The 10,142-nt window shown below is 31.9% G+C and carries 12 protein-coding genes; all 12 read left to right on the forward strand.

Annotated elements, in window-relative coordinates; translation table 11 throughout:
- The first annotated feature begins 23 nt into the window (after positions 1–23).
- The 12 genes from J7604_RS06935 (at position 24) to J7604_RS06985 (ending at position 10,109) form a co-directional block, all read left to right on the forward strand.
- A complete protein-coding gene (locus J7604_RS06935; protein WP_293893117.1) occupies positions 24–887 on the forward strand; it encodes a sensor histidine kinase in 864 nt (287 codons plus the stop codon).
- On the forward strand, positions 868–1,629 hold the full coding sequence (locus J7604_RS06940) for a LytTR family DNA-binding domain-containing protein (RefSeq protein WP_293893120.1): 762 nt from the start codon (positions 868–870) through the stop codon (positions 1,627–1,629). The genes J7604_RS06935 and J7604_RS06940 overlap by 20 nt, the downstream gene beginning before the upstream one ends.
- Positions 1,630–2,125: 496 nt before the next feature.
- Positions 2,126–3,466, forward strand: a complete 1,341-nt coding sequence (locus J7604_RS06945) for a site-specific integrase (RefSeq protein WP_293893123.1) — start codon at positions 2,126–2,128, stop codon at positions 3,464–3,466.
- A gap of 1 nt (position 3,467) precedes the next feature.
- On the forward strand, positions 3,468–4,016 hold the full coding sequence (locus J7604_RS06950; protein ID WP_293893126.1) for a hypothetical protein: 549 nt from the start codon (positions 3,468–3,470) through the stop codon (positions 4,014–4,016).
- The gene (locus tag J7604_RS06955; RefSeq protein ID WP_293893129.1) at positions 3,994–4,857 is read left to right on the forward strand and encodes a tyrosine-type recombinase/integrase; all 864 of its coding nucleotides are present in this window, start codon (positions 3,994–3,996) and stop codon (positions 4,855–4,857) included. Before J7604_RS06950 ends, J7604_RS06955 begins: the two co-directional genes overlap by 23 nt.
- 29 nt (positions 4,858–4,886) lie before the next feature.
- Positions 4,887–5,090, forward strand: a complete 204-nt coding sequence (locus J7604_RS06960; protein WP_293893132.1) for a hypothetical protein — start codon at positions 4,887–4,889, stop codon at positions 5,088–5,090.
- Between the two features lie 585 nt (positions 5,091–5,675).
- On the forward strand, positions 5,676–5,843 hold the full coding sequence (locus tag J7604_RS27035) for a helix-turn-helix domain-containing protein (protein WP_367113555.1): 168 nt from the start codon (positions 5,676–5,678) through the stop codon (positions 5,841–5,843).
- Positions 5,836–6,033 (forward strand): hypothetical protein, encoded by a 198-nt coding sequence (locus tag J7604_RS06965; protein ID WP_293893135.1) that lies wholly within the window; start codon positions 5,836–5,838, stop codon positions 6,031–6,033. Before J7604_RS27035 ends, J7604_RS06965 begins: the two co-directional genes overlap by 8 nt.
- Before the next feature lie 25 nt (positions 6,034–6,058).
- Positions 6,059–6,499, forward strand: coding sequence for a hypothetical protein (locus tag J7604_RS06970; protein ID WP_293893138.1), 441 nt, complete (start codon positions 6,059–6,061; stop codon positions 6,497–6,499).
- Positions 6,500–6,668: 169 nt separating this feature from the next.
- Positions 6,669–8,111 carry a phage/plasmid replication protein gene (locus J7604_RS06975; RefSeq protein WP_293893140.1) on the forward strand — a complete coding sequence of 481 codons (1,443 nt, stop codon included), beginning with the start codon at positions 6,669–6,671 and terminating at the stop codon, positions 8,109–8,111.
- Between the two features lie 158 nt (positions 8,112–8,269).
- A complete protein-coding gene (locus tag J7604_RS06980; protein WP_293893142.1) occupies positions 8,270–9,082 on the forward strand; it encodes a hypothetical protein in 813 nt (270 codons plus the stop codon).
- Positions 9,083–9,335: 253 nt separating this feature from the next.
- Complete coding sequence (locus J7604_RS06985; RefSeq protein ID WP_293893145.1) at positions 9,336–10,109, forward strand: HipA family kinase; 774 nt, start codon at positions 9,336–9,338, stop codon at positions 10,107–10,109.
- The last annotated feature ends 33 nt before the right edge of the window (positions 10,110–10,142 follow it).

The raw sequence follows: 10,142 nt of genomic DNA on the forward strand, positions 1-10,142 counted from the left end.
TGACCGGCACGTTTGCGCTGGTGATGTGGTACTTTAACATCTACATGCTTTCTCGAAAAAATGGCAATGAAAGAAAGCAAACGATTTCGTATACGAATCTTATACGTTCACTATTATTCGGATTGGTTGTTATGCTCGGATTGTCGTGTATACAGCAGCTCATTCTTGCTAACATTAACTTCGGTCCAACAATGCTTATGGTTGAAGTTCGTGGGATTCTCATTAACCTGGTATTCTTCATGTTCCTGAATCTACTCCAAAAGAATTATGAAAATCAATATGTGAACATGGAGCTTGAGCGAATCAGGAACGACAACCTGGGTGCACAGTATGAGCTGTTAAAGCAACAGGTCAATCCTCATTTTCTGTTTAACAGTTTGAGTACTTTAAAGTCCATGGTGGAAACCAATGACAAGGAATCTGTTAACTTCATCATCAAACTTTCGAATTTTTATCGCTATACTCTGGAGAGCCGGAAACTGGACCTGATTCGTGTGCATAAGGAAATCGAAATCCTCAACGCATACCTGTTTCTTCAGAAGGCAAGATTTGGTGATGGGTTCACGTTTACCAACACGCTTGCAAAAGAGTCGCTGAATACACTCATTCCGCCATTTACATTACAGCTGCTTGTTGAAAATTGCATCAAGCACAACATCGTTTCGTTAGACCGACCGCTACATATAAAGGTTTACGAAGAAGGTGACTGCATTGTCGTAGAAAACCAGATGCAACTGAAACTCGGTGAAAACAATTCTCTTGGTGTTGGCCTGAAAAATATTGACTTGCGTTATAGTCACTTCGTCGATAAACCAGTGAACATTGTCAACGACCAGAAAGTATTTAAAATCAAACTTCCGCTGATCTATGAACTTCATTATCATTGAAGACGAACTTAAAACCGCCAAATCACTTCAGCACACAATTCAGGAGCTAAAACCTGAATCGAGGATGATCGGTCAATATCAAAGCATCGAACGTTCTGTGGAAGCACTCTCGCAGGAGATTCATCCCGACCTAATCTTTATGGATGTGCAGCTTGCCGATGGCCTTTGCTTCGAAATTTTCAAAGCAGTAAAAGTAAAATGTCCAATAATCTTCTGCACCGCGTATGATGAATACTCGTTGCAGGCATTCAACAGCAATGGCGTCGATTACATCGTGAAGCCAGCTTCGAAAGAAGATATCAGTGAAGCGCTTCGAAAGGTCGACGAATTGAAGAACTTCTTTCAGCAAAAGTCTACACCGGATTTGGAAGCGATCTTATCGAGGTTGAGTACGCCATCAGGAAAGACGAGCTTTCTTGTATTCAAGAATCAGAAGTACACCACCGTTCAAACCGATAACATCGCCTACTTTTATATCCACAACGACATCACATCGCTTGTGACTTTCGACCGACAAGAGTTTACATTGAATCAATCCTTAGATCAGATCACTAGTTCTGTTTCAACTAAGCAGTTCTTTCGTGTAAACCGACAGTATATTGTCAACTTCAAGGCGATTAAAGAGGTGGAACATTATTTTCTCAGGAAGCTGCATGTGAAGCTTGTTATCGAAACAGCAGAGAAGCTGCTTATCAATAAGGAAAAGTCGCATGCGTTTTTGAGTTGGATGGAGCAGCGGTGAAGGCTACTAGTGGCTATTCCTGGGGCAAAATTGAAAACTCCTTAAATGTAACTTTCAGACCTTTATATAGCTCATAGAGATAAAATGCTATAGGGTTACTCTTCCCATTCTCTATCCTTTCAGATTGCCTATTCTTTTCGACAATTGAATCTGAAATGTCTAGATCTCCCTGTGATACCAGCTACTCAATCAATTATAGGACAGATAGACATCACTTGGTATTGAAGTTTAAGGTAGGCACAAGATTGCAGAAAAAATGAGAACTGGAATTTAATAGCAACCGAAATCAAAGAAAAAGACATAAAAAAAGCACTGTAAATTCTTACAGTGCTTTCGTGCACTCGTAGGAAATAAAACTCCTAAGCAATCATATCCAAACGTGTTCAATAATAGACTTTTTACTTTAAAACTACCCCCCAAAAGTACATCATTGTATAATAGTGTACTTGACCTATAATTTGACCATCAATAATTTAGATGAATATTTATTCATCGAATGGCAACGATTAAAGCAATTTTAAAGAAACGACTCGGAAAACCTTTAGTTAATGAAAATGGAGAATCATTGATTTATATTCAATATGTCCATCAAGCTAAATCTGCATTATTTTCTTCCAGAATAAAAGTTAAACCTGAATGTTGGAATGACAAAAAGCAGATTGTCGATTCAAAAAAAGAGATTAAAAGAATTAAAGCAAACGAATCAGTATTAAAAGATATTGAAAACACTGATAATTTAACAAATGCCCTCCTTAAATCGAAAAAAGCAAATATTGAAAGTATCGTCCGAAGGTTCCAATATGAAGGGAAGGAACCATCTATTTATTTAGTCAAAGAAGAATATGAAAAGAATTTTAAAAATAAAAATGAAGAAAAAACTCCTGAAAAGGACTTTTTCACTCTTTATGATGAGTATTTAACTAAAATTAAAAATTTAAAATCTCTTTCCAGTTATAACCAGGCTCAGACATTAAAGGTCCACTTAGTAGATTTTTTTGAATTCAATAAAGAAAAGCCCCGACTTGAGAAAATAGATTATAAGTTTTATGAAAACTTTATCCAGTTTCTTTATGCTGACATTAAGAAAAGGAATAAAAAAGGAGAAATCGTCGAGCGATTAGGTTTACATAATAATAGTGTAGGAATCAATATTAAAAATCTGAAATTTTTCCTTACCCACTTAGCTAATATAAAAATCACGGTAAATGAGGATTTCAAAAAATTTAAGGTTTTTAAAGAAAAAGGGACAATTGTTTTTCTTACGCAGCAAGAACTTGAAATTCTATATAATTTAGATTTAGCTAAAAATGCCTCTTTAGAGAAGGTCAGAGACCTTTTTATTTTTCAGTGTTCAACAGGTTTAAGATTCTCTGACTTAAAAAGAGTTGGGCCGGAACATATTTTTGAAAATACAATCCGAATGATGGCCCATAAAACCAAAAAAGCTATCAAAGTTCCCCTTACCCCTAAAGCCCTGGCAATTCTCCAGAAATATAATTATGAGCTTCCTATTATTTCTGAACAGAAGCAAAATTCATCATTAAAAACTCTATGTAAAAAAGCTGGCTTTACATCAAAAGTTGAAGTTCCATTTTATAAGGCAGGAAATAAGGAATACAAAAAGTATTTCAAATATGAGTTAATAAGCACTCATTGTGCTGTAAGAACCTTTATAACACATTGTGGAGAACGGGGCATTACTGCAAAAGTAGTGAGTGAGATTACGGGCAAAACAGTTAAGATTATTCTTGATCACTATTACGGTACAACTGACGAAACCATTGAGAAAGAAATGGAAAAAGCATTTGGATTTGGGATTAAATCAAACGAAAAATAAAATGGAAATACTATGTATTAAATCAATGTCTGCCGAATGTATGAATGATCAAATCAAATTTCCGGTAGCTAAAGACTATAAAATTTTTCTAGAAGACCTTTACGACACATACGAAATTCAAAAAGGCAAAAGGCTTTTACGAATTAAAAAAATATATCCCGGGACAAACGGGAAGTACATTGTATATCTTGATTCTAATAATAAGGAAGTATTTAACTCTTCTAAAGAAGCAGCTGAATATGTCTATAAATTATCTCTTATTCTAACCAATTATTTAGAAACCCTTATTCAAGAATATAATAGTGTCCAGTTTAAGATTCAGCCTTTGGTACTAAGCCTTTCAGGAAATGACTTTACTCTTTATAATAAGATAAAGGGAGAGATTGATGAAGAAATATATCATTTATCATTTCGCTATGCCGGTCACGATAATCATATGTTTTTTAAAAAATTAAAAAACATACAAGAAAGAATAATCCAGCTTTCACTTATAAAGCCTGCGCAGCCACAAACTAAACATCTAAATTATGGACGTAATATTATCATTTAAGGAATATCTTTCTTCTGTAAAAAGGTATAGCAAACACACTGTAATAGCATATATTACAGATGTAGAGCAATTCAACTCTTTAGTATGTGGTTTGATTCTTTCCATTTCAAGGAAAGACGTTAAAGAATGGATTATCCGATTGCATGATTCCGGAGTATCGACTAGGTCCATCACGAGGAAAATTCATTGCCTCCGTACATTCTATAAATTTTGCTTAAAGAATGAATTGATCGATTATAATCCTATGCAAAATATTACAACCCCAAAATTCCCAAAGAAAGTGATTGAATTTATTCCTGAGAATATAATCGTGGAAGTTTTGGATAATCTTGAAATTGGCGAAAACAGAAAGCTTATAAGAGACAAACTCCTTCTTGAATTATTGTATTACACGGGGTGTAGGATAGATGAAATAATCAATATTAGGATATCTGACATTTGTCTTTATAAGCGTGAAATAAAGGTTAAAGGAAAAAACAATAAAGAAAGACTAACCTTTATTAGTAAGGGAATTGCGGAGCTTATAATTAGCTATAATCAAAAATGGAAACATAAAAATAAATCCGGTTTCTTATTAGTTGATAATACGGGAAGTCAAATTTATCCAATGTTTGTCCAAAGAACTATTGATAAATACTTTCCTATTACTAAGGTAGGATTTAAAGTAAGTCCGCATATTTTCAGACATACCTTTGCCTCCCACTTAATTAATAAAGGAGTTCCTATTTTCGCTATTAAGGATTTATTAGGTCATGCCACTATTGCCAGTACTGAAGTATACACCCACATAAAATTTAGTGCCTTAATCGACATGCATAAAAGAATGCATCCGAAAGGATAATTATTTATTCATATAAATAAAAATATCATATGGAAGAAAAACACTTATTAGATGTTTCTGTATTTGGAGATAACGTCAAAATACTTTTTAGCGATTCAACTGTTATAGAAAAACAAATTCGATTTATCAAGGCAGATATTAATTCTGTTATGATCTATTTTAATGATAAATCAATATTAGAATTACAGCCCATCAAATATGAAGAACCGGAAGGATTCTCAGCTTACTTCTAACATTATAAATTATGATGTCTTTTTATTAATTAACAACAATTCAACCAGCTAACCTTTAATTTTTGGCGTAGACAGGTTTTCGTTTTTATCAACTATTCAATCAGCTAACCTTTAATAAAAAAATTGAAGCTACATTGAAAAGCTAAAAGACTATATCCTTAAAGGAATAGTATTGCTTATTTATTCTTATTATAACTATTTTAATCATAAGGTTTGTTTTGATTGTTTATTTTAATCAATTTTGTATTGATTATACGTTGCCCGATTAGGGATTATATTTATAAAGCTCAAAAGTTACTTTTAGATTAATTTAATCTACGTCGTTTAATAGTTAACTATTAGCGATTAATTTCTTCCACTAAATATTTAATAAAAATTCAGCCTTAATTGATTTAAGATAAATAGCGGATATCCGTGTTCTTATTCAATTCCAATTAGCTTTGAACAAAGCTACAAGCTGCTTTATATCCCTCTTTCAATGGCTGCAAGCTTAAGAAGCTCGCTACCCCTCCCGTTATTATTGCAATTCTTTGATATCGGATGATATCACATGTTAAAGCTTTAATTCATCAAACATTTATAATTATGTTCCTAAGCGCAAAGGAGGCCTCAGACTTTTTGAGGATCTCTAAAAGCAATTTATATCAATTAACAAGATGTAATAAATTAAAATTCTATAAACCCAACGGCAAAAACTTATACTTCAAAAAAGAGGATCTTATTGACTATATAAAAGGAGGTAAAGATGAATAATCAAGAACCTTCTAAGGGAATCCCTTTTCTTTCATTTAGAGAGACTCAAAAAGCTCTAGACTGCTCTAGAAGTTTCATGTACCTGCTGATTGACAAAGGCGAGTTAAAGCCGAAGTATTTAGGTAAGAAACCCTATTTTTTAATTAACGATATCCTCTCTGCGATGAAGGATGCAGAGGAGAAATTTTAAAACTTATAATGTAAAGTCAAAAGAAATGAAAAATAACAAACATATAAATAGGACACTGAATCAAAAAAACATCCATAGTAATATCCATTCTGGACATCTTAAATTTAAATTTCCGCACAAAAAAAGAGTGGAAGTAAAATGTGCAGAATTAGATTCAATCGAAACTATAAAAAATGTAGTTACTATAAGATTTAAGGATAAACTATTAATTAGACTATCTTTTAAAGATAAGCAGGAATTACTATTGGACTTTAGAGACAATGAAGAAGAATGGGAGTCTTTAAAAATTTTCCGTTCAAAACATCCTTCCCCAATCTATGATTTCACTTATTTAAGTAACAATAAAGAATTAACCACGATCATACTTGAATCAAGTATTGCAGCGATTTATGTAGAGACAAAGATGTTACTTGTTTTTTTTATAACAGCCGAAAATGAATTAAGGCAAAGACAGTTCAATCTTTAATGAATCAACAAAGTCTATTGCTATTATAAATTAATAGACCGCTGTATACCTTCTAAAAAAAGAAACATTTAAATCATGTTATCATAGGTATGGCGTATGTATATAACATACGCCAAGCGGTCTCATTCTGTAACTCCAACACACTAAGATTACCAACCTAAACAACTGTATGGTAGACACTTTACACTTTAGAATCCATGATTTACAAATACATGAACATTTGAAAAACTATTTATTAAAATTGTACAAAACTGGCCGGACTAAAAAACGAATTGAGGTAGATGAAGAAACCGGAGAAATAGCATTCAAAAACAAGTTTGTATTTGAGAACTTAGCCTTTTTAGATACTGGAAATAACTATGTAGTTAATCATTTTAATCAACTTAAATCCAGTCATTATAACATAGCTTATAAGATTGATATTTCCAGAGATTTCATAGAAGTCAATGTTTCATTGCCTAAATACTATTATGGTACTAACGTTATTCAAATGCTTCCGCATCTATACGACAAAGAATACACTCCATTCTTTCATGCTAGTTCATTTAAGGAAACAATAGAAAATTTCTATCGAATCTTCCTAAAGGTTTTTATGAATTTCCTGGAAAAGAATTTTCCGAATACCCATTTATCTTTTGTCGAGTTGGTCAGGATTGACTTTTGTTTTAACCAGGTCTTTAATACAAAAAGTGAAGCGCTCGAATATTTTCAGTTATTGAAATCACGAAGAAAAAAATATGAACGGGAAAATCCACACAAATTTTACTATGATACTTCCTTTTCTAATGTCTCAAGAGATCACTCATTTAAAGTATATCATCAGGGTACTGAATTTAATAAAAATGACAGAAAAGAACTTTTTAAAATCAATGAAAAGGCTGGACGTGAAAAATATAACTTAAAAAAGCTTCAGCATTTAGCTGACTTAACCTTAAGATATGAATTGACTTGTAGAAACAGATTTCTATACCGATCTTATATTTTCGCATGCGAATTAAAATCCTCTACCTATAAGAAAGCTTATAGTAACTGGAATAAATATAAAAAGCATCCTGATAAAATTTCTAAGATTAAAAACCTTGTCGAAAGAACAGCAATAAAAAAAGATGTCAAAGAAATTGATAAGCTTATTAACCAATCTAGAAGATTTTATTTCGGTAACTGCCCAGGTGATATCAAATTAACTGCAGATATCTTTAAAGTATTTCTTAACAAATTTTATGATATGGTCAGTGACATTCAGGTTCGGAATGATTCCTCCAAATTGCTTGATATATCTAAGGTCATGAATGAGATTGATTCATTTGAAGGAATAAAAAAACTCTTAAGTAGATCATCTATGACTAAGGGAAAATATGCTGTTAACAGGAGTAAAATAAGGATGATTTTAGCAATGATGGAAGGAGGATTAACATTGGATGAGATTAGGAAAGGAGGACTAATTCCTAAAGCCACGTTTTACAGATATGCTAACTTTCTAAAATCTTTGGGAGTTGATAATCACTCTGTATACGGTATTCATGTTGATCAGACTTTGTGCTTTCAGAACTATTATTTGTATTTGAATAAGAATGCAAATGAGATAAAAAATATAAGGATGCTACCGATATAATTCATGTCAATAAAGCTCTATAAAAGGAGCTTTATTGGTATAGCTAAGTCTAGGTTATAGATTCAGAACCTCTTTAACACTTTTAATATTCTAAATCTTTTATTATTCTTATCCTCTTAATCATTCTTTATATTTGGCCCATATAAATTCTGACAATTATGAAACCTGAACATCTGGCAATAATTAAACAACTTATAAAAGAGTTTTGGATACAACTTGTATTGAGTATTGCTTGGAGTGTTTATACTGTTTACAATGCTTCTGAAAGGAGTGATGTTATTTCAATCTTTATAAAAAATTTTGGAACTAGCTTCTTTCTCTTAAGTTGGTTCTTTGGCCAATTCATTAGAGTTAAGAAGCAGAAGAAAACAGAGAATAGCTTTGAAGAGCTAAAAACAAAGACTGAAGAATTAATAAAACAGCTTGAACAGGCAACAACTAAGACAATTGGAAATTTAACCGGAGGGAATAGCTTCCCCATAATCAAACTTGCTTCGTTCCCAGCTATAATCGAAATCAATAAGAAATGCACCCCTGTAATTTTCATTGAAGTGGAAGGAGATTTCCCTGTTTTTGATGTCGAAGTAGTGATACTTTATTATTCTATACCTGAATATTCTATTTCAGATGAAAGAAAGACAATAGAAATTTTACATAAACAAACTTTTGTTAAACTTGAAAAGGTTCCTTCATTTACTTCCATGGAAAATCTTAAAGTTGTAGCTCATATAACAACAAGGAATGGTTCATTCATACAAAAGTTGAGAATGGATATAGTAGATGAAAGATTAATGTGGGCAACCAGAACCTTTAAGTTTATGGGGAAAGGTTCGATTGATATTATTCATGAGGAAAAACACCCTAAATATAATGAAATGACTGATGAAGCCATTTTCGGTACTGGGACTGTTGATTTTAAAAGGAGTAAAAACTTAACCTCTTCTCATTTCAGTGCAAATCATTTACATTGATCACTAGCCTCCATATTGATGAAATACATATTAAGTGTTACTTTTCATTGCTCAACGAAAATGATCTGCGTTGAGAAGTTTTATCTTTATAGAAATAAATATTAGTAGATAGAGCACCAAAGCAAAGGTACTCATTGAGGAAAAGGAAAATTAGAAGTAAAGGGAAAACTGGAAATCACCAGATAAATTTTGATTTCTTGATTATTTAATTAACTTTGAAACAATGGGTTATATATTTTTCATTTAATATTGAGTGCTACCGGTATATCAAGCAATATCATTCATTAGAGAAATTCCTGAAGGAACTACGAGACCTTGGTTAGTGAATGTTTTGGTAGAGGATAAACTAGTACCATATGTTGTTAAAATCTTTAATAGCAAGCAAGAGGAGGACAATCAATCTACAGTAAGGGAAGTTTTGGGAAGTGTTCTGGCAAGTGAATTTGACTTGTTGACTCCAGAGCCTGCTTTAATATATTTTAACGATCAGTTTAATGATACTTTACCGATTGAGTTATCAAAAAAAGTTGATCCTCACACACATAAATTTGGGTGTAAGTATATGGAGGGGGCTTTTCCGATTAACACCAAGAGTAGCACTAACTATATTATTGAAGCAGATACAATTTACGGATTCGATAATCTTCTATTTAATGTAGATAGAAAAAGAAATAAAGCTAACTCATTTTTGATTAAAAATGAGATTTATCTTATCGATCATGAGTTGTGTTTGAACTTTAATATTGATAGTGCTATAAACTTTGATGAAAGAGTTTACGAGTACAAAAAGCATTTATTCTATAGAGATTTAAAAGATTTAGGTTCAGTAAAAAAAGTATATGCTTTTGGAACTTTTCAAACTAATCTAAAAGTTCTTAATTTACGTACAATTGAGGAAAATTTAGATTTATTGGAGGATTTAAATCATTTTTTACCTCAAAGGGATGATATTATTAATTATTTAGCGTTTGTAAAAACAAATAATGATAAATTTGTTTCCTATTTAAAAAGGTCCATTTGTGAATAATCAATTTAAATATTATTTGTTGAAATATACACA

The sequence above is a fragment of the Sporocytophaga sp. genome (assembly GCF_017745095.1).
Taxonomy (GTDB): Bacteria; Bacteroidota; Bacteroidia; order Cytophagales; family Cytophagaceae; genus Sporocytophaga.

Excerpts from the sequence above, each read along its gene's own strand:
- J7604_RS06950 (WP_293893126.1), top strand. The coding sequence starts at position 3,468 with ATGGAAATACTATGTATTAAATCAATGTCTGCCGAATGTATGAATGAT.
- J7604_RS06980 (WP_293893142.1), top strand. The coding sequence starts at position 8,270 with ATGAAACCTGAACATCTGGCAATAATTAAACAACTTATAAAAGAGTTT.
- J7604_RS06955 (WP_293893129.1), top strand. The coding sequence starts at position 3,994 with ATGGACGTAATATTATCATTTAAGGAATATCTTTCTTCTGTAAAAAGG.
- J7604_RS06975 (WP_293893140.1), top strand. The coding sequence starts at position 6,669 with ATGGTAGACACTTTACACTTTAGAATCCATGATTTACAAATACATGAA.
- J7604_RS06935 (WP_293893117.1), top strand. The coding sequence starts at position 24 with ATGTGGTACTTTAACATCTACATGCTTTCTCGAAAAAATGGCAATGAA.
- J7604_RS06940 (WP_293893120.1), top strand. The coding sequence starts at position 868 with ATGAACTTCATTATCATTGAAGACGAACTTAAAACCGCCAAATCACTT.
- J7604_RS06945 (WP_293893123.1), top strand. The coding sequence starts at position 2,126 with ATGGCAACGATTAAAGCAATTTTAAAGAAACGACTCGGAAAACCTTTA.
- J7604_RS27035 (WP_367113555.1), top strand. The coding sequence starts at position 5,676 with ATGTTCCTAAGCGCAAAGGAGGCCTCAGACTTTTTGAGGATCTCTAAA.
- J7604_RS06960 (WP_293893132.1), top strand. The coding sequence starts at position 4,887 with ATGGAAGAAAAACACTTATTAGATGTTTCTGTATTTGGAGATAACGTC.
- J7604_RS06965 (WP_293893135.1), top strand. The coding sequence starts at position 5,836 with ATGAATAATCAAGAACCTTCTAAGGGAATCCCTTTTCTTTCATTTAGA.
- J7604_RS06970 (WP_293893138.1), top strand. The coding sequence starts at position 6,059 with ATGAAAAATAACAAACATATAAATAGGACACTGAATCAAAAAAACATC.